Consider the following 20144-nt stretch of genomic DNA (forward strand, 5'->3'; position numbering starts at 1 on the left):
TTTCATCTTTTAATTTTCTATTGCTAACTATAAACACAAATTGTACCAACGTAATATATATACGATATTTGAGCCATTATAGTTTACATAGATGCTAAAAAAATATAAGTGAATAGTACAATATTTATAAAAAAACAGTCCGACTTTAACAAAGTTCAACTAAGCTTACCTGCATCTAAGAGTATTTCTAACAGAGCTCTTATTATAGACGCATTGGCCGGTGGAAATTCTGCAATAGATAACCTCTCAGAGGCCCGTGATACCCAGACGATGATAAGGCTATTGGCTAGTGATGAAGATATTTTGGATGTCTTAGATGCTGGTACAACCATGAGATTCTTAACGGCATATCTGTCTGTCACAAATCGGAAGAATATATTAACCGGTTCTGATCGAATGCAGAATCGCCCAATTGGAATTCTTGTAAACGCGCTAAGAGAACTAGGCGCTGAAATAGAATACCAAAAGAAAGATGGCTACCCTCCTATCAAACTCAATGGTTTTAAGGATAGTGAAAAGAAACAGTTGGATATACCTGGTGATATAAGTAGTCAGTATATATCTGCACTTTTGATGATAGCCCCATTATTAAAAAATGGACTTGAACTAAACCTAACCGGAAAAATTGGAAGTCGTCCTTACATTACAATGACACTGGCTGTAATGAAATCATATGGGGTTAACGCTAATTTTGAAGGTAGTACCGTAAAGGTTAGTCCACAAAAATATACAGTAGCAAATTACAGCGTAGAACCAGATTGGTCAGCCGCAAGCTATTGGTACAGTATGGTAGCATTAAGTAGCAACTCAAGTGTGGAGATTAAAGGCATAAAATTACCCGCCCTACAAGGTGATAGTATCTTGACTAAAATGATGACAAGCCTTGGAGTAGAAACAGTTTTTAATCAATCAGGTGCGACCTTAAAAAAGATTAATCATCAAAATGAATTTAGTTTCGACTTTACTGACTGCCCAGATTTAGCGCAAACTGTAGCCGTTATTTGTGCTGCTAAAGGTATTAAAGGTAATTTCACAGGACTCGAAAGTTTAAGAATAAAAGAAACAGACAGAATACTTGCACTACAAACAGAATTAAATAAAATAGGCGCTGTCCTTGGTGAAAGTGAAAACACCTGGACATTGACCCCCAGCTCAGTGCTTCCTGCAAAACAAGTTACTTTTGATACCTATGAAGATCACAGAATGGCCATGGCTTTTGCACCACTATGCATGCTAATGGATATTGCTATTGAAGATCCTGAAGTAGTGAATAAATCATACCCTAGCTATTGGGAAGATTTTGAAAAAGTTGGAATTAACCTTTCTCGAAGTTGAATTAAATAATCAGGAGTTGATAAAAGCCTGCTGCCATACCAGGAAAACATTTCTCCGTCTACAATAAGAATCTGAGACTTAGGAAATATTTCTTCAAACTGCTCAATATGCTTTTCTGCAAATGGAAATGGTTCGCTTGAAAGTAAAATAACTTCAGGACTCAGGCATTTTAAGTCATCATCATTCAGAATTGGGTACCGATCTACTGAAATCATATTTTCAAAACCTCCAAGATTCATTATTTCATTGATGAATGTGCCTGAACCTGCAACCATCTTAGGATTGTTCCAGATGAAATATAAAGCACTCAATGATTTGAATTTTGGGAGCAAATTAAAATTAACTCGAATCGAATCAGCTAAAATATTAGCTCTATCTTCTTTACCAAAAATAGCGCCTATCTGTTGAATCATATCCAATGATGAGCCTAGCGAATCAATATCGCTCATCCAAACAGGATATTGCCTTTTCAGTTGCTCAATGCCCTCTTGGTAGTTCTCTTCCTTGTTACCAATAATCAAGTCGGGGTTGAGGCTTTCTATAATGTCAAAATTAAAATGTTTTGTTCCTCCTACTTTTGTTTTGCCTTTAACACCATCATCAGGATGTATGCAAAACTTGGTTATTCCCACAATAGAGTCCTGAAGACCCAAATGGTAAAGTAGTTCTGTTTGAGAAGGGACTAGTGAGATGACCCTCGTGGGTATATGAGGCACCCCTACCTCATATCCCATCTGGTCAATAAAAATACTTCCTGCACCCATCTGCACAAATCTAGAACACGCAGGAAGATTTAAAAAATTAGCTTTTAGTGACTAGGCTTAAATTACCGGGAGCCACATTCAAAAAATTAGGTACGGATATGGTAAAGGTTGTCCCTTTACCATATTCAGAAAATACCTGGACATGTCCACCAAGTTTATCAATCGTATCTTTTACTATATACAAACCCAAACCAGAACCTTTCGCGTTCTCATCCGCCCTGTAAAAGATATCGAAGATATTGCCCATGTATTGCTGCCTGATTCCGATACCATTATCTTCAACTTTTATCAAACACTCATCTGGTGTCACTTGAATGTTTATATTGATAAAAGATTCATCTTTACCTTTATCACTATACTTCAATGCGTTTGAAATCACATTAGTAAGTATTGTTCTTATTCTCACAGAATCAGAGTATAAATCTGATATCCTGTTAAGGTTATAATTGACCTTAACATTATCTGTATTATAGAAATTGGTCAGTTGATTCAATTCATCCTTCACAATTTCATCAAAATTTATCCTTTCATTTCTGATAGCCAGCTTCTCATTACGATAGAAACTATTAATATCTTCAATGAAATTATCGAGCTTATTAAGGCTCATTTTAATCATCCGCAGATAATTATGGCTCTCCTTTTCAGGATCTCTTTCTGCCAACTCCACTAGTCCAAGAGCAGATAGTAATGGGGCCCTTAAGTCATGTGAAGTTTTGTAGATAAATTGATCTAACTCGTGATTAGCCTTTTGAAGCTTTTCTTCAGCAAGCTTTCTGGCAGTGATATCATGAAGGTTAATTACAAGCCCTTCAATTTTGTTATGATCCAATAAGTTGGATATTGTTACATCAAAAAAGACAGTTTTTCCTTTCTTAGCCTGAAGGCAAACTTCTGTAAGTTTATCTTTTAAGCTGTCATTATTAGATTTTACAAATTCCTTTAATGATGTTTCCTTTGCAGGATCAATGAAATCAAATAGACTTTTTCCCTGTACCTCTTCAGGCTCCATGCCTAACAACATTTTAACAGAAGGGGTGATATACTTTATGAGATAATCACCCCCTGTTATTATGATAATGTCATTAGATCTTTCAATTATAGATCTGAACATTTTTTCCTCCTCATTCAACGCAATTCCTTCTTCTCCTGTGGCTGAAAACTTGATTAGATCAAATTCAGTCATATTTTCAATCATTGCGATTGATGATAGCTAAACAAGATACCTTATATCATTATAGCCATTGCTGCTAACTGACCGCTAACTTTCAAATTAGCCTTATCAATTGCTTTTTGGTTCAATTCAAAAGCAAGTTTATCATCTACCGTTTTGAAATTGATTGAGCTACCTTTAACTCCTAATCCTGGAGTATCAGTGATAGTTAATGTAGGGTAACCTGTAACTTTTCTGTTGATTGCATCAAATGCATTACCTTGTTTTTTACCTACATATATAATGTGGCAACCTGTAATATCATTTGCTGAATTGAATTTCTTAACTAAGAATTTTTTGTCTCCTCTAACTTTTCCATTATACCAAGTATTTAAGGTATTGAAAACATCATCTTCTCCGATAACTCCGATAACAAAGTCTTGAGAAGAGTCATAACCTGGCCACTGGATGTATTTGATGAAGTTATAAATCATCATAGAGTGGATTTCGTGAATGGGTCTGTCACTTCCAGCATTGATTGATGTGAAAAGTAACATTGAAAGAGCGAAAGTCGAAATTAATTTTTTCATTTTAAATTGTTTTTAATAAACTAGTTGGACAATGCTCTCCACATTACAAATGCAGTGCCAAAAATAATATACAGGCTAAAAACGTCATTTAAAGCTGATAAATGCCGCTTTATCGATAAATCACAAGTTAACAGAAATGAAATTAATTCACGAAATATCGTGAATTCACGAAATATCGTGAATTAAGGCTTGGTAATTCCTAGCTTTTTAATTCGGCTCTCAAGTGTGGTGGGTTTCAAGTCTAAAATCTCAGCGGCACCGCCTGGTCCGCTAATTTTCCAGTTAGTTTTAGACAATACTTTAGTAATATACGCCTTTTCCGTTTTTTCAAGACTTTCAAATTTATCTGAATTTGTTGTGCTGCTTGATTTGGCATTAGACAAGAACCAATCTCCCAATTTGAGTTGGGAAGAAGGACTAATAATAACGGCTCGTTCTATTATGTTTTCGAGCTCCCTGACGTTGCCAGGCCAGTTGTATTTTTCAAGTTGACTAATGATGTTCTGAGGTATCTTGTTAATCTGCTTGCCAAGCTTAGCATTGTATTTCTGAACAAAATGATTCACCAATAACCTAATATCATCCTTTCGATCTCTTAGAGGTGGAATGTTTATAGGAAACACATTCAATCTGTAAAATAAGTCAGACCTAAAGGTTCCGTCTTCTACCCCTTTTTCTAAATCTTTATTGGTAGCTGCAATCAATCTTACGTCTACCTTTATTGTTTTCGTACCTCCCAGCCTCTCTATTTCTCCTTCTTGAAGTGCCCTTAGTAGTTTTGGCTGCAATTCAATTGGCATTTCACCTACTTCATCTAAAAATAAAGTTCCTCCACTGGCTAGTTCAAATCTTCCTTGTTTAACATTTGCAGCACCTGTAAAAGCTCCCTTTTCATGACCAAAAAGCTCGCTCTCTATTAATGTTGCTGGCAACGCTGCACAATTAATCTTTATGAGAGGTTTATCTTTTCTGTCGCTTAAGTTGTGTAGTGCCTTTGAAATAACTTCCTTCCCTGTCCCTGTTTCTCCTAAAATAAGAACGGTAGAAGTCGTCTTAGCCACATACTCCATTTCTAACAAGACCTTTTTAAAGTCCTTATCCTGACTTATGATATTTTCAAAATTATTGCCTGATTCAATTTCCTCTTTCAGGTAAATATTTTCAGCCTCAAGCTTATCTCTAAGGTCCTTAACCTCATTTAAAGCACTTTCAAGTTCCTCATTGGCATTGGATAATTCCTGAGTTCTGTCTTTAACTTCTTGCTCAAGGGTGTCATTCATCTTCTTCAGACTCTCCTCAAAAGTTACTCTCTCAATAGTGTTTACAATAACTTCAGCGACAAGCTTCAGCAGTACAATATCATTAATAGACCAATTTTTTATTTCTTCAGAGTCAAAGCCGAGAAAACCGTAAATCTTATTTTGAACTACCATAGGCACGTTAAGCATAGACTTTATACCATACTGATGAAATACCTCTTTAAAAGCTCCAAGGTCTTCTCCTGTATCATCAATGTCTTGAATTAGTAAAAGCCTCTTACTTTCCAGCAACTCAAATGGCCAGGGGTAGTCTACCTTTTTCACCAATTGAAATTCCTTTTTCAGTGATTTGATATCACTTCTTACCCACTCATTTGTCGTTGAAGCCGATTGTTTATCATCACTAAGTTTAAATATGTAGCTTCTATCTACTTTAACATATTCTCCAATCTCCTTTAGTGCCCAGCTAATACTTTCTGAAAGTTTGCTTGATGTGGTATTTATGAATCGGGTAGAAATTTCCGAAACCAGGCCTTCCAACTCTACTCTTTCCTTTAGCTCATCTTCTACTTTCTTTCTTTCTATTTCCAACCCCATGCGATTAGCCCCAATTTTCAATAATGACTCTACCCATGGTTTTCTTTCCAGAGGCTTGTCATCAATCATAAAAAAGTGGCCAATAATTCTTTTTGACGAATCAAAAACGGGAACAGCCAGATAGCCTTCTGCATTCATTTGAGTTAAAAAAACATCTTTAGGAAAGGATTTGGACACGCCATCACGAAAGTAGGTCAAACCGTCCTCAAAGACCTTTTGAACAGGTGCTCCGCTAATTCCGTAACGATACGGTTTTTCAAATTTATCCTTATTCCATAAGCTCACGACTTGTAACTCACTGGTATTTTGGTCTACAACCTGAGAAATACCCACACATCTGACCCCAACTACTGCAGCAGTTTTTTCAATAAAGTTTGGAACAAAGTCCATCCTCGTTTTGGACAGGGCTTCTTCAACTATCTGATTCAAAATGCTTTCAATGTGTTTCTCGTCAGACACGGGCTGAATTACAGCAAGAATGCCTTTCTCATTATCTAATGATAGATAAGACGCTGAAACCTCAGCAGCTACATTCTCCCCATTGAAGTCGCGTAAAACGAACTGCTCAGAATGACCAATTCTAGTTGCTATAACTTGATCTAAAAAAGAATTAATAGCTGATTCCTGCTTTGGTAGAAATTCAGATATTTTTCTTCCAGAGAAATCACTTTTCTCTATTCCGAAAAGTTGAGACGCTTTGGGATTAGCTTCGGCTATAGTCTGGTTTTCAGCTTCCAGTATTAGAATTGCATCATTTGAATAATTAAGAATGTTTTGAAATTTGCTTTGACTCTCGGCTAAAGCCTGCTGAGAAAGTTCTTTAAATTCCTGGTGACTAAGCTTTTCGCTTTTTTCCGCATCTATTCTTTCAGTTACATCCAGGCTACTACCAATCATTCTTATCGCTCGGCCATTGGCATCTCTTTTAATAACCATTCCTCTATCCTTAAACCATCTATACTCCCCCGTTTGGGTTTTTAGTCGATGTTCGGACTCATAGCGATCAGTTAAGCCCTTTAGGTGATCAATAAGACGAATTTTATACTTCTGCTTATCATCAGGGTGGATGATATCATTCCAAATCTTGATGAAGTTTATTATCTGATTTTTTTTATATCCCAAATTCTCAGCAAACTGCCTCGAAAAAAAGACTTTCTCTGCACTTAGATCCCAATCCCATACACCTTCATTTAATATTTCAAGCCCAACTTTCCACCTCTCCTCATTTTCCAGCATTTCATGCTCCATTCTTTTTCTGGCAGCAATATCAGTAATGAAGGAACATGCATACTTTCGATCTTCGAATTCAACCAGATTAGTAACAATCTCAACCTCTATCTCCTTTCCCTCTTTGGTCAGCTGGGTCGATTCAAAATGTATTTTATTTGTTTGAATCAGTTCTAAAAAATGTTCTCGGAAACTTTTAATCGAAAATTCAGGATTGATATCAGGCACCTTTGCACCTATCAACTCAGACCTATCATAACCAAGCATCTGGCAAGCTGCTTCATTAACATTGGCTATAATTCCATTCTCAGTCACCCAATAAATTGCCATAGGCGCACTTTCCACACTAAAGTGTGCAAGACTTTCAATATTTGCCTTAGCTACTTCCATCAAGGTTAAAATGGTATTTAATAAAAATAATGGATAAAATATGAACTAGCTACTATATTAAATAGCAACTGAAGAATTTAAACAAAAAAAGGTCGGCATTAGCCGACCTTTTACTTTAAATTATCTTTTCTCTATATCAATATTGCCATTGCTGAAAGCTGACTAGATGTCTTTAAGCTAGCTTTGTCCATAGCGGCTTGATTCAATTCAAATTTTAAGCGTCCGTCTAATACTTTAAAGTTGATACAGCTTCCCTTCTCACCTAAACCTCTCCTGTTAGAAACTGTTAATGTGGCTTCTGATCCCAATTTGGCTAAAACATCATCGAATTGGTTACTAGCACCTGAACCTACATATAACAACTGGCAGTTTGAAATCTCAGCTGCAGAATTAAAGCTTTTAATTATAAATTTCTTTCCACCTCTTTCTTTATTACCGTACCATGTATTTAGAGTATTATATACATTGTCATCTCTCAATACACCAATAACAAATTCACCAGAGTTTTTATCTCCTGGCCACTGGATATATTTCAAGAAATTATAGATCATCATTGCATGCAGTTCGTGCTCTGGACGATCTTGGGCTGTCGCATTACTAAATGAAAAAATTGCACAAATACTAAGTAAAAAAATTGTTCTGATGGTTTTCATAACTATTAGACTTTTAAAGAAGTAATAACAAAAGTACGAAACACAACCATGATTAGAAACATTCTAGTGTTCTCAAACTGTTGAATGTAAGTTAATTACAGAAATAACTCCGTACCATTACTTCAAGTAACTAAAATCGTGCCCGTTTTGAAGCGCTAATAGAAACGAATGAATTAGTTTTATAACATTATCAACATCTGATTTGTGTACTGTTTCAACTGTGGTGTGCATATATTTCAAAGGAAGGCTAATTAATGCCGATGCCACTCCCTTGTTTGAATAAGCAAAAGCGTCCGTATCTGTCCCCGTAGCCCTTGACGCAGCTGCTCTTTGAAAAGGAATCTTATTTTTTTCAGCAACATCAATAATCATATCCAGCACATTATTATGTACTGCAGGGCCATAAGTTAAAACTGGTCCATTACCTGCTTTTTGATATCCACTTTCAATTTTATTGTACATTGGCGATGTAGTTTCATGACACACATCCGTCACGAGTGCCAAATTGGGACAAATAGTCTCAGCAATCATCTGAGCCCCTCTCAATCCAACTTCTTCTTGAACTGCATTTACAACATACAAACCGAAATCAAGTTTGTTCTTTTTCTCCTTGAGCAATCGGGCAACTTCAGCGATCATATAACCACCAATTCTATTATCTAAAGCCCTGCCAACGAGGAAATTTTTGTTAAGGTCAATTAGCTCGTCATCAAAAGTCATGACACAGCCAACGTGCACCCCTAATTTTTCAACTTCTTCTTTTGAGCTACAGCCTATATCAACAAATATATTTTTGAGAGAAGGCTGCTCTTCCGTTTTATCTCGTCTAACATGGATTGCTGGCCAGCCAAATACACCTTTAACAATTCCTTTCTTAGTATAAATATTGACTCTTTTAGAGGGGGCAATTTGATGATCAGAGCCACCATTTCTTCTCACATAAATATATCCTTCCTCTGTAATATAATTAACGAACCACGAGATCTCATCTGCATGAGCCTCTATGACTACTTTATACTTAGCATCAGGATTTATTACTCCTACCGCTGTGCCGTAAGTGTCCGTAAAATGAGTGTCAACATAGGGTTTTATATAATCAAGCCAAATTTGCTGGCCCGACTTTTCAAAACCTGTTGGCGATGAATTATTTAAATACTTATCTAAAAATGCTCTACTCTGTTTATCCATATCTTTATACTGATCGTGTTATTCCTCCATCAACTCTAATGTTTTGCCCTGTAATATATCCAGCACCTTCTGAAAGTAAAAAAGCGGCTGTTACAGCAACTTCTTCCACTTTGCCTGATCTTCCCATTGGTATATTCTTTAAAGTATCATCAGACACATCATAACTATCAATGAATCCAGGAAGTAAATTGTTCATTCTAATATTATCCTTAGCGTATTCATCAGCAAACAACTTGGTGTAACTACCCAGGGCTGCTCGTAATACTGATGAAATTGGAAACGCCTTGTTTGGTTCAAACGCTGCAAAAGTTGAAATATTAACTATGCTTCCTCCATCATTTTTCTTCATTATAGGAGTGACCAGCTTAGCCATGTTAGCTACATTCAACAAAATTAAATCAAGCGCACTATGCCAATCTTCAGAGCTCAACTCTAATAAAGGTCCTTTGGCAGGATGACCGGTATTATTAATTACAGCATCTATCTTACCATATTTGCCTAAGGTAATATCTACTAGCTTTGACAAATCTTCAGGGTTCGTGACATCTCCACAAACTGAAATTCCATTTAATTCTGAGGCCAAGTCATTGATTTTTACCGACCGAGACATCAAAGCCAATTGATAACCTTCCTGAGCCAGTTTTCTAGCACAAGCCTCACCCATGCCCTGACTTGCAGCGGTAACTATGGCTACTTTTTGCATTACAATGGTATATTCCCGTGTTTCTTTTTAGGTAAAGTGGCCACTTTATTTTCAAGCATTTTGAATGCCCTTATCAATTTAGCTCTGGTATCTTCAGGCATAATTACCTCATCAATGTAACCTCTATGTGCCGCACGGTAGGGGTTTGCAAATTTATCTGTGTATTCATCTACCTTCTCCTGAAGCTTGGCCTCTGAATCCTCAGCTTCTGAAATCTCCTTCTTGAAAATAATTTCAGAAGCACCTTTGGCACCCATTACGGCTATTTCTGCGGTTGGCCACGCGTAATTCATATCCGCACCAATGTGCTTAGAATTCATTACATCATATGCTCCCCCGTAAGCCTTTCTGGTAATTACCGTTATTCTTGGAACTGTTGCTTCGCTAAAAGCATAAAGTAACTTAGCTCCATTTGTTATGATCGCATTCCATTCCTGATCTGTTCCTGGTAAAAATCCTGGAACATCCTCTAAAACTAGAAGTGGAATATTAAAGCAGTCACAGAATCTTACAAATCGGGCACCTTTAGTACTGGCATCAATATCTAGTACTCCGGCCAAAGAAGCTGGTTGATTCCCAACAATCCCAATGCTTCTGCCACCAATACGAGCAAATCCTACAACAATATTATCAGCGAAATTTTTATGAACTTCCATGAAGGTATCAGCATCTACAATGCCTTCTATAACCTCCCTCATGTCATATGGTTGATTAGGATTATCTGGAATTATATCATTTAAAGACTCTACCTTTTCTTCGCCATTCAATTCATAATCTAAAACCGGAGCATCTTCCTCGCAATTCTGGGGCATGTAGCTTAACAATGCCTTTATGTTATTGATACACTCAACTTCATTTGCGCATGAGAAATGTGTAACACCACTTTTGGTGCTATGCGTGCTTGCTCCACCTAATTCTTCAGCGGTTACATTCTCTTGAGTTACCGTTTTAACCACGTTTGGTCCGGTAACAAACATGTAAGATGTGTTTTCAACCATGAGAATAAAATCTGTAATTGCTGGTGAGTAAACTGCTCCACCAGCACATGGTCCCATTATAGCCGAAATTTGAGGTATTACCCCAGAGGCCAAGGTATTTCTATAAAAAATATCTGCATAGCCACCAAGAGAAACTACTCCCTCCTGAATTCTGGCTCCGCCTGAATCATTTAATCCAATTAGTGGTGCCCCATTTTGCATGGCCAATTCCATGATTTTCACAATCTTTTCCGCGTGCGTTTCTGAAAGTGATCCTCCAAAAACGGTGAAGTCTTGTGAAAAGACGTAAATAAGTCTTCCGTTGACAGTTCCGTAACCTGTAACTACTCCATCACCTAAATAATACTGTTTATCAAGACCAAAATCTTTGCAGCGATGCATCACAAATTTTCCTATCTCCTCAAAAGAACCTTCATCCAATAAAAGATGAACCCTTTCTCTTGCGCTGAGCTTACCCTTTTTGTGCTGAGCTGCAATTCTATCCGCTCCACCACCAAGTAGCGCCTCTTCGTTTTTCTCTTCTAGTAACTTAAATTTTTCTTCTTTTGTTGGAAGGGTATATACCCTTTTTGTTGGCTTATCCGGCATGTTTAAAAATGTTGCTAAAGTGTCAAAGATAAATAAAATAGAATGCATTTAGCTTGATACCAATTTTAAAAATCGAATTGGTATATTGCGCAAAATTTTAACCACAATGACCGAAAAATTAGCAATAATTGATTGTGGAACTAACACCTTCCATCTACTAATCGTTGAGTTTGTCAATGATCAAACCCGTATTCTTTTTAAAGAAAAAGTAGCTGTAAAAATTGGTGAGGGTGGAATTAATAACAATATCATTATCCCTGAGGCTTTTGAAAGAGCTTTAAATGCGCTCGATTACTTTGCCTCAGAAATTAAAAATCAAAGCGTCAAGTTTGTTCATGCTTTTGCCACAAGCGCTTTTCGTAATGCTGCCAATGGCACTGAACTTCGCGATCTAATTAAAAAAAGAACTGGTATAAGCATCGAAATAATTCCCGGAGAAGCAGAGGCAGATTTGATATTTAAAGGAGTAGATGCTGCTGTTAATGTTGGGACTAGCCCTGCATTAGTCATGGATATTGGAGGTGGTAGTGTAGAATTTATTATTGGAAGTCATCAAAACATCCTGTGGCGAAGAAGTTTTGAAATTGGGGCACAAAGACTAGTGGACCTATTTCACAAATCTGATCCGATTTTGCCTTCAGAAATAATAGAATTAAATACATATTTTGAAGATAAATTAACTCCATTGTTTAAAGCTTTAAACAAGTGGCAGCCTAGTGAACTGATTGGGTCATCAGGTACTTTTGATACGCTTAGTGATATTTATTGCTTACAAGCTGGATTACAAAAAAGAGTTGAAGACAAAGAAACCCCACTAACATTAGATGCTTTTAGCAAAATCCATCATGATCTAATTAAAAAAGATAGAGCGTCAAGAATGAAAATCCCCGGCATGATAGAATTAAGGGTTGATATGATTGTGGTTGCATCAAGTTTGCTCAACTTTATACTTAATAAATATACGTTTGATAACATAAGAGTTTCAACACATGCTTTAAAAGAAGGTGTGTTAGCGGAATTGTTAAAAGGTGAATTGAAATAATGGATCAGGTTTTTTCAGTAGAAAAGTTAAAAACATTTACTCAATCAATATTTAAAAGCATCGGTTGTTCAGATGATGATGCCAAATTAGCTACGCAAGTGCTTCTTCAGGCTGATTTGAGAGGAATAGATTCTCATGGTGTGGCTAGGTTAATTGGCTACGTCAGGCTATGGGAAAATGACAGGGTAAATCCAACACCTGACATCAAAGTAGTACATGAAACTCCAAGTACAGCTGTTGTTGATGGAGATTCGGGTTTGGGTCTGGTTGTAGCGCCAAAAGCAATGGAGATAGCTATGAAAAAAGCCAATGAAGTTGGTACCGGCTGGGTGAGTGTGAAGAATTCCAATCACTTTGGTATTGCCGGCTATCATGCCATGATGGGCTTAGAAAAAGACATGATTGGTATTGCAATGACAAATGCAAGTCCTTTAGTGGCACCTACCTTTGCTACTGAAAGAATGCTGGGTACAAATCCGATTGCCGTTTCAATTCCAACAAAAAATCAACCTCCATTTGTGGCAGACCTTGCAACAACAACTGCAGCTAACGGAAAGCTAGAGATACTCCAGAGAAAAAATAAGGATGCCCCTTTAGGCTGGGTTCAGAAGAAAGACGGCACATCATCAACCAACGCCAATGAAATAAAACAAGGTGGTGCATTGCTACCCCTAGGTGGTGATAGAGAACATGGTAGTCATAAAGGTTATGCACTTGGGTCAATTGTAGATATTTTTTCCGCTGTATTTTCTGGTGCCAACTATGGTCCCTGGGCTCCACCATTTGTCAGCTTCTTACCCTTGTCTGACAATCCTGTTGGTGAAGGGTTAGGTCATTTTCTAGGAGCTATGAGAATAGACGCTTGGAGGCCTGCCGATGAGTTTAAGAGCCACATGGACAATTGGATAAGTAGATTTAGGGAAACAAAGGCTGTTGAAGGCAAAAAGGTTTTAATACCTGGTGATCCTGAAAGAGAATTTGAAGCCGAAAGAAGTAAGAACGGGATTCCTTTGAATGAGAATGTGGTGAAAGATCTTAAGGAACTCGCTGAGAAGTTCAAATTAGATTTCTAAAAGCCAGCGGTTATACCAATCCTAAAAACCCAAGGACTGTTGTAAGGTGATCGTAAGTCATCATGAAGTACATTGTACAACACTGCAATATTAAAGCCTGCATTTCTGCCTATTGGTTGAAAATAACCGCCACCGACAAATGCACCTGGAACCCATTCTCGTCTAATTGAGCCATCATTGAAATTATAGAACTCAAGACTCAGGTTTTCATATTCGGCAGTTGCATAAAACTGCTCAGTGATACTGTACCTGCCGAATAAGCGGTAACCATAAATATTGGTTTCGAAGTCGGGATAATTATTATAATTTGTTTTGAAGTAAATGTAAGTGATACCTACCCCTACAGAAAAATCATTAGTAAGTCTATAACCAACAAGTGGAGAGACTTCTATATTGGTAATGGTTCCAAATTGCAGCCCTAGATTTCCTCCAAAATAGATTCTATCTTTTAGACTATTGCCTTCAATCTCTTCGGACCCCTGTGCGAAGGTTAGGGAAGGAATAATAAATGTTAAGAATAAGGTTAATCTTTTCATTCTTCTTCAACCACAATAAACAAATCTTCGGTTTCCTTTTTCATCAGGTACTTCTCTCTCGCATATTTCTCTAGCAGCTCATCACTACTAAACAACTCATCACGATCTTCTTTTACTTCAGAGATTTTCTCTAGATAGTACTCTTTTAGATCTTCTAAGTTCTTGCGTTTCTGATTGAGTTTGTATTGGGTATAAAAGTCATTGGTGTCAATAAACAGCATCCAAATGACAAAAAAGAAACTGAACAAAAAATAAAAGTTCCGCGTGAATTTGGGCAGTTTCATAATTTCAGTTTAAAAAATATGTAGTGAATATAAGAAGAAAAACCAGATTGTTAAAATCTGGCTTTTCAATTTATGTTCTCTTAGGCCTTATTAGAAGGAAAAAAAGCAGTCTCTCCAAGCTCTTCTTCAATCCTTAGCAATTGGTTATACTTAGCCATTCTATCAGAACGAGAAGCAGAACCAGTCTTTATTTGACCAGCATTAGTTGCCACTGCAATGTCAGCAATAGTTGCATCTTCAGTCTCTCCAGATCTGTGTGAAATAACTGCAGTAAACCCTGCTTTATGCGCCATTTCAATAGCATCTAAAGTTTCAGTTAATGTTCCGATCTGATTTACTTTAATCAAAATTGAGTTCGCACTTTTTTCTTCAATTCCTCTTTTTAAGAACTTAACGTTAGTCACAAACAAATCATCTCCTACCAACTGGCACTTGTGACCAATTTTAGCAGTAAGCATCTGCCAACCTTCCCAGTCATTCTCATCACAACCATCTTCAATTGAATCAATTGGGTAGTTATCAACTAGCGATGCTAAATAGTCAACTTGCTCTTCTTTAGATCTTACAGCTCCGTTAGAACCTTCAAATTTTGCATAGTTATACTTGCCATCATTGTAAAATTCAGATGAAGCACAATCTAGCGCGATAGTAATATCTTTACCTGGCTCGTAACCAGCCTTCTTTATTGCATTAAGTACGCTTTCTAGCGCCTCTTCAGTACCTCCAGCAAAATTAGGCGCAAATCCACCTTCATCGCCAACAGCAGTACTCAATCCTTTTTCTTTAATAATAGCTTTTAGATTATGGAATACTTCAGTACCCATTCTAAGTGCTTCGCTGAAAGTAGGAGCACCTACAGGGCGAATCATAAACTCCTGAAATGCAATAGGGGCATCAGAATGTGACCCACCGTTAATAATATTCATCATTGGCACAGGCAGTGTTGACGCATTAGTACCACCTATGTATCGGTACAAAGGCATTTCCAACTCTGCTGCAGCAGCTTTAGCCACCGCTAGAGAAACACCCAAAATAGCGTTTGCACCAAATTTAGCTTTATTAGGAGTACCGTCAGCCTCAATCATAATTTTGTCAATTAATTTCTGATCAAAAACAGAAAAACCAATTAACTCATCAGCAAGGTCCGTATTAACATTTTCAACCGCTTTCAATACACCTTTACCCATGTATTTAGACTTATCCTCATCTCTAAGTTCTACAGCTTCGTGCTCACCAGTAGATGCACCTGAAGGCACAGCAGCTCTTCCTAGCACACCATTTTCAGTAATTACATCAACTTCAATTGTAGGATTACCTCTTGAATCAAGGATTTGTCTTGCGTATATACTCTCTATTAAGCTCATAATTTATTTTTTAGAATCTTTAATTAACTGAATAAAATCATCAAACAGATACCTACTGTCGTGAGGCCCTGGTGATGATTCAGGGTGATATTGAACTGAAAAAGCCTTCTTGCCTTTCACTTTAATACCTGCAATAGTTTTATCATTCAAGTGTGTATGTGTAGCTTCTACTTTGTCTGATTTCTCAACATCTTCAGCAGAGACCACAAAGCCATGGTTTTGAGAGGTAATCTCACTCAAACCAGTTTGTAAATTCAATATTGGATGATTTAAACCTCGATGTCCATGATGCATTTTATAAGTACCAACACCACAAGCACGAGCTATAATTTGGTGCCCCAGACAAATACCGAAAATTGGCTTATCCTCGGCTAGCATTTTAGAAACAGTATCCACAGCATAATCCATAACTGCTGGATCACCAGGACCATTTGATATAAAATAACCATCAGGATTGAAAGACTTCAATTCTTCAAATGAAGATTTAGCTGGGAAAATCTCACAATAAACACCGCGAGCAGCGAGATTCTTTAAAATGCTGTTCTTTATACCTAGATCCAGTACTGCAACCTTAAATTCAGCATCGGGCTCTCCAAAGTGCTTTCTCTCCTTCGTGCAAACAACTGAAGAAAGTTCTAAACCATCCATTGATGGAACTTCTTTGAGTTTTACTTTCATTTCATCTACTGAAAGCTCAGATGAAATGATGGCATTCATAGCACCTTTACTTCTTAAGTGCCTAACTAGCATTCTGGTGTCAACATCGGCTATACCTACTACATTATTCTTCTCCAGGTATTGTTGAAGAGATTCATCAGCTGTATACCGACTATGAATATTTGAATAGTCATTAACTACCAATCCACTAATTTTGGGTGTTTCAGACTCTTGTTCAACATCCACCACACCATAATTACCTATATGTGGGGTAGTGTTTACAATTATTTGTCCGAAATAAGAAGGATCGGTATAAATTTCCTGATATCCCGTCATGCCAGTATTGAAACATATTTCTCCACCAGATGTACCTAACTTTCCGATAGCTGTACCTTCAAGTACGAAACCATCCTCTAATAATAGATGTGCCTTTTGCTTTAAGCTTAACTTCATGAATTTTAGTTTGATGCAAAAATAAAAAAAGGGATTAGATATAAATCTAATCCCTTTTATTTTTTAAGATATCTCAAAATTACTTTTCAGTATCTTCTCCTTTATTTTCTTTCTCAGCCTTAGGCTCTTCTACTTTCTCAACTTCAGTTTTCTCTTCAGTCTTAGCTTCTACTTCCTCTACAACTTCAGCTTCTTCTACAGCAGCCTCAGCTTTTGGTTCAGCTTTTTTAGTCTCTTTCTTCTCTGCAGCAGGAGCAGCTTCAGCACTGGCTGATTTACCACCTCTTCTACTTCTTCTAGTCTTAGACTTCTTAGCATCTGACTCACCAAGCATTAATTCATTGTAATCAACCAACTCGATGATACACATATCTGCGTTATCTCCTAGTCTGTTTCCAGTTTTCAATATTCTTGTATATCCTCCTGGTCTGTCAGCGATTTTAGTTGCAACCTCATCAAAAAGGATTTTAACAGAATCCTTATCATTAAGATAAGAGAAAGCTACCCTTCTAGAGTGAGTTGTATCGTCTTTTGCTTTTGTAAGAATAGGCTCAACAAATTTTCTAAGTTCTTTAGCCTTAGCAACAGTTGTAGTAATTCTTTTTTCAGTGATCAATGAAGACGCCATGTTAGAAAGCATTGCACTTCTGTGTGATGCAGTTCTACCTAAGTGATTATTTTTTTTACCGTGTCTCATTTCAATTATTCTTCATCAAGTTTGTACTTAGATAAGTCCATACCGAAAGTAAGATTCTTGTCTTGTACTAGCTGCTCTAATTCAGCTAAAGACTTCTTACCAAAGTTTCTGAACTTCATCATATCAGATATCTCTAGTCTTACTAAGTCACCTAAAGTTTTAACGTCAGCCGCCTTTAAGCAATTGTAAGCTCTAACAGAAAGATCAAGATCATTAAGCTGTGTTTTCAACAACTTACGCATGTGTAGCATTTCTTCATCCACCTGCTCTATTTCACCAGCTCTTTCAGTTTCTAACTCGATAGACTTGTCAGAGAACAACATGAAATGCTGAATCAAAATGTGTGCTGCACCTTCTAAAGCTTTTTCTGGGTGTATAGAACCATCAGTTTCGATATCAATTACTAATTGCTCGTAATCTGTTTTTTGTTCAACCCTAGTATTTTCAACACTGTATTTCACATTCTTGATAGGTGTGAAAATGGCATCAATAGGAATATATCCAAAAACTTGATCAGCAGGCTTATTTTCGTCCGCAGGAATATATCCTCTTCCTTTATCTATGTTCAATTCGATTTCAAAATCAATTGACTCATCAAGATTACAGATAACCAAGTCAGGGTTCAACACTTCAAAAGCAGAAGTAAACTTAGCGATATCGCCAGCTTTAAACTCTTTCTGATTTTTGAAAGAAACTGTGATCTTGTTGTCAAAAGATTCTCCGATTTTCTTAAATCTTACCATTTTAAGATTCAAGATAATTTCAGAAACATCCTCAACAACTCCTTCAATTGTAGAAAACTCATGAAGAACACCAGGCACTTTAATACCAGTGATTGCATATCCTTCTAAAGAAGATAGCAATATTCTTCTAAGAGCATTACCGATAGTAACACCGTATCCTTTTTCTAAAGGTTTGAAAGTAAATAAACCGTGAAAGTCATCGGCTTTTTCCATCGCGACTTTATCCGGCATTTGAAATGCTAAAATTGACATAGTTGTTATTAGCTTTAATGTTATAGTCTCGGCCAAGACCGAGACTAATAAATATTTTATAGATTACTTAGAGTAAAGTTCAACAATCAGCTGCTCGTTGATGTTCTCAGGAATCTCATCTCTCTGAGGTACTGCAACCAACTTACCTGAAAATTCAGAACCATCCCACTCTAACCAAGGGAATCTTTTAGCTCCATTTGTTGCTAAACTGTCAGTAATAGCTTCAAGAGATTTAGATCTCTCTCTAACTGCTATAACGTCTCCAATTTTCAACGCATATGAAGGAATGTTAGCCACCTCTCCATTTACAGTGATATGTTTGTGCAAAACAAGCTGACGAGCCGCTCTTCTAGTAGGAGCAATTCCCAATCTGAATACTGTATTATCTAATCTGCCCTCTAATAACTGGAGTAAAATCTCACCAGTAATACCAGACCTTCTAGATGCTTTGTCGAAAAGATTAGCAAACTGCTTTTCTAATACACCGTAAGTGTACTTAGCCTTTTGCTTCTCCATCAACTGGATTGCATATTCAGACTGCTTTCTTCTTCTGCTTCTACCATGTTGGCCAGGAGGGTAACTTTTTTTAGCTACTGCCTTACTTGGACCAAATATTGGCTCATTAAATCTTCTAGCAATCTTCGCTTTCGGACCTCTGTATCTTGCCATTTCTTAAATATTTCTTTAAATAAATTATACTCTACGTCTTTTTGGAGGTCTGCAACCATTGTGTGGTAGTGGCGTCACGTCCTTAATAGTGGTAACTTCAATACCAGTGTTTTGAATGGTTCGGATCGCAGACTCACGACCAGCACCAGGCCCCTTAACAAAAACTTCAACTTTTCTCAAGCCAAGGTCAAACGCCTTTTGAGAACAGTCCTGTGCTGCCATTTGAGCAGCATATGGAGTATTTTTCTTTGAACCTTTAAAGCCCATTTTACCCGCTGATGCCCAAGATATTACCTGACCAGTTGTATTAGTCATTGAAATGATAATATTATTGAACGAAGCCTTAATATGCGCCTGTCCAATAGCTTCAACAGCTACTACACGCTTTTTTGCTTTATCTTTTCTTTTTTGTGCCATCGTTACACTAATTATTATTTAGTAGCCTTCTTTTTGTTAGCCACAGTCTTTCTCTTTCCTTTTCTGGTTCTTGCGTTGTTCTTAGTATGCTGACCACGTACCGGTAAACCTTTACGATGTCTCAAACCTCTGTAACAACCAATATCCATAAGTCTCTTAATACTAAGCTGAACTTCTGACTTCAGTACACCCTCTACCTTATGATTCTCAGTAATGATAGTTCTAATAGCATTAGACTCTTCATCAGTCCAGTCTTGAGCCTTTTTATTAGGATCAATTCCGGCCTTAGCCAAAATACTTTGAGATGTACTTTTTCCTATACCAAAAATATAGGTTAGGGCGATTTCGCCTCTTTTGTTATCTGGAATATCTACTCCTGCAATACGTGCCATAGTTTAGCCTTGTCTTTGTTTAAACCTAGGATTCTTTTTGTTAATAACGTAGACCTTTCCATTTCTTCTGATTATTTTACAATCAGCGCTACGCTTCTTTACTGACGCTTTAACTTTCATGTC

21 protein-coding genes are annotated in these 20144 nt (G+C 37.1%); 3 read left to right on the forward strand and 18 right to left on the reverse strand.

Annotated features, from left to right (window positions below; all coding sequences use genetic code 11):
• Positions 1 to 108: 108 nt before the first annotated feature.
• Positions 109 to 1335: a 3-phosphoshikimate 1-carboxyvinyltransferase gene (locus E1140_RS18345; RefSeq protein WP_185153669.1), complete on the forward strand. Its 1227-nt coding sequence runs from the start codon at positions 109 to 111 to the stop codon at positions 1333 to 1335.
• On the opposite strand, the gene E1140_RS18350 is transcribed toward E1140_RS18345, so the two are convergent.
• The 8 genes from E1140_RS18350 to E1140_RS18385 form a co-directional block, all read right to left on the reverse strand.
• Complete coding sequence (locus tag E1140_RS18350; protein ID WP_155187498.1) at positions 1287 to 2099, reverse strand: ABC transporter substrate-binding protein; 813 nt, start codon at positions 2097 to 2099, stop codon at positions 1287 to 1289. The two genes, E1140_RS18345 and E1140_RS18350, sit on opposite strands and share 49 nt — an antisense overlap.
• Positions 2100 to 2136: 37 nt before the next feature.
• Positions 2137 to 3282: a PAS domain-containing sensor histidine kinase gene (locus tag E1140_RS18355; RefSeq protein ID WP_185153670.1), complete on the reverse strand. Its 1146-nt coding sequence runs from the start codon at positions 3280 to 3282 to the stop codon at positions 2137 to 2139.
• A 41-nt stretch (positions 3283 to 3323) separates the two neighbouring features.
• Complete coding sequence (locus E1140_RS18360) at positions 3324 to 3839, reverse strand: YfiR family protein (RefSeq protein WP_246203028.1); 516 nt, start codon at positions 3837 to 3839, stop codon at positions 3324 to 3326.
• A gap of 182 nt (positions 3840 to 4021) precedes the next feature.
• The gene (locus E1140_RS18365) at positions 4022 to 7312 is read right to left on the reverse strand and encodes a sigma 54-interacting transcriptional regulator (protein ID WP_155187505.1); all 3291 of its coding nucleotides are present in this window, start codon (positions 7310 to 7312) and stop codon (positions 4022 to 4024) included.
• Between the two features lie 131 nt (positions 7313 to 7443).
• On the reverse strand, positions 7444 to 7965 hold the full coding sequence (locus tag E1140_RS18370) for a YfiR family protein (protein ID WP_246203030.1): 522 nt from the start codon (positions 7963 to 7965) through the stop codon (positions 7444 to 7446).
• 117 nt (positions 7966 to 8082) lie between these two features.
• Entirely contained in the window at positions 8083 to 9153 is a 1071-nt protein-coding gene (locus E1140_RS18375; RefSeq protein ID WP_155187508.1) for a M42 family metallopeptidase, read from the reverse strand.
• 4 nt (positions 9154 to 9157) lie between these two features.
• Positions 9158 to 9856 (reverse strand): SDR family oxidoreductase, encoded by a 699-nt coding sequence (locus E1140_RS18380; protein ID WP_155187511.1) that lies wholly within the window; start codon positions 9854 to 9856, stop codon positions 9158 to 9160.
• Entirely contained in the window at positions 9856 to 11442 is a 1587-nt protein-coding gene (locus tag E1140_RS18385) for an acyl-CoA carboxylase subunit beta (RefSeq protein ID WP_155187674.1), read from the reverse strand. The genes E1140_RS18380 and E1140_RS18385 overlap by 1 nt, the downstream gene beginning before the upstream one ends.
• 106 nt (positions 11443 to 11548) lie before the next feature.
• On the opposite strand from E1140_RS18385, the gene E1140_RS18390 reads away from it, so the two are divergent.
• Entirely contained in the window at positions 11549 to 12484 is a 936-nt protein-coding gene (locus E1140_RS18390; protein WP_155187514.1) for a Ppx/GppA phosphatase family protein, read from the forward strand.
• Positions 12484 to 13557 carry an Ldh family oxidoreductase gene (locus E1140_RS18395; protein WP_155187517.1) on the forward strand — a complete coding sequence of 358 codons (1074 nt, stop codon included), beginning with the start codon at positions 12484 to 12486 and terminating at the stop codon, positions 13555 to 13557. The genes E1140_RS18390 and E1140_RS18395 overlap by 1 nt, the downstream gene beginning before the upstream one ends.
• On the opposite strand, the gene E1140_RS18400 is transcribed toward E1140_RS18395, so the two are convergent.
• From E1140_RS18400 to ykgO, 10 genes are all read right to left on the reverse strand, one after another.
• The gene (locus tag E1140_RS18400; protein ID WP_155187520.1) at positions 13554 to 14093 is read right to left on the reverse strand and encodes a hypothetical protein; all 540 of its coding nucleotides are present in this window, start codon (positions 14091 to 14093) and stop codon (positions 13554 to 13556) included. The two genes, E1140_RS18395 and E1140_RS18400, sit on opposite strands and share 4 nt — an antisense overlap.
• On the reverse strand, positions 14090 to 14377 hold the full coding sequence (locus E1140_RS18405; protein ID WP_155187523.1) for a septum formation initiator family protein: 288 nt from the start codon (positions 14375 to 14377) through the stop codon (positions 14090 to 14092). Before E1140_RS18405 ends, E1140_RS18400 begins: the two co-directional genes overlap by 4 nt.
• A gap of 80 nt (positions 14378 to 14457) precedes the next feature.
• The gene (gene eno, locus E1140_RS18410; protein ID WP_155187526.1) at positions 14458 to 15741 is read right to left on the reverse strand and encodes a phosphopyruvate hydratase; all 1284 of its coding nucleotides are present in this window, start codon (positions 15739 to 15741) and stop codon (positions 14458 to 14460) included.
• A gap of 3 nt (positions 15742 to 15744) precedes the next feature.
• On the reverse strand, positions 15745 to 16851 hold the full coding sequence (carA, locus tag E1140_RS18415; RefSeq protein ID WP_155187529.1) for a glutamine-hydrolyzing carbamoyl-phosphate synthase small subunit: 1107 nt from the start codon (positions 16849 to 16851) through the stop codon (positions 15745 to 15747).
• Between the two features lie 79 nt (positions 16852 to 16930).
• Entirely contained in the window at positions 16931 to 17548 is a 618-nt protein-coding gene (gene rplQ / locus E1140_RS18420) for a 50S ribosomal protein L17 (protein WP_155187532.1), read from the reverse strand.
• Between the two features lie 5 nt (positions 17549 to 17553).
• Complete coding sequence (locus tag E1140_RS18425) at positions 17554 to 18543, reverse strand: DNA-directed RNA polymerase subunit alpha (protein ID WP_155187535.1); 990 nt, start codon at positions 18541 to 18543, stop codon at positions 17554 to 17556.
• A 63-nt stretch (positions 18544 to 18606) separates the two neighbouring features.
• Positions 18607 to 19212, reverse strand: coding sequence for a 30S ribosomal protein S4 (rpsD, locus tag E1140_RS18430; RefSeq protein WP_155187538.1), 606 nt, complete (start codon positions 19210 to 19212; stop codon positions 18607 to 18609).
• Between the two features lie 24 nt (positions 19213 to 19236).
• Positions 19237 to 19629, reverse strand: a complete 393-nt coding sequence (gene rpsK / locus E1140_RS18435; protein ID WP_155187541.1) for a 30S ribosomal protein S11 — start codon at positions 19627 to 19629, stop codon at positions 19237 to 19239.
• 14 nt (positions 19630 to 19643) lie between these two features.
• Positions 19644 to 20021 (reverse strand): 30S ribosomal protein S13, encoded by a 378-nt coding sequence (gene rpsM, locus E1140_RS18440; RefSeq protein ID WP_155187544.1) that lies wholly within the window; start codon positions 20019 to 20021, stop codon positions 19644 to 19646.
• Positions 20022 to 20024: 3 nt separating this feature from the next.
• The gene (ykgO, locus tag E1140_RS18445) at positions 20025 to 20141 is read right to left on the reverse strand and encodes a type B 50S ribosomal protein L36 (protein WP_155187547.1); all 117 of its coding nucleotides are present in this window, start codon (positions 20139 to 20141) and stop codon (positions 20025 to 20027) included.
• Positions 20142 to 20144: the final 3 nt, after the last annotated feature.

It is taken from the genome of Fulvivirga lutimaris (genome assembly GCF_009711525.1).
Classification (GTDB): Bacteria; Bacteroidota; Bacteroidia; order Cytophagales; family Cyclobacteriaceae; genus Fulvivirga; species Fulvivirga lutimaris.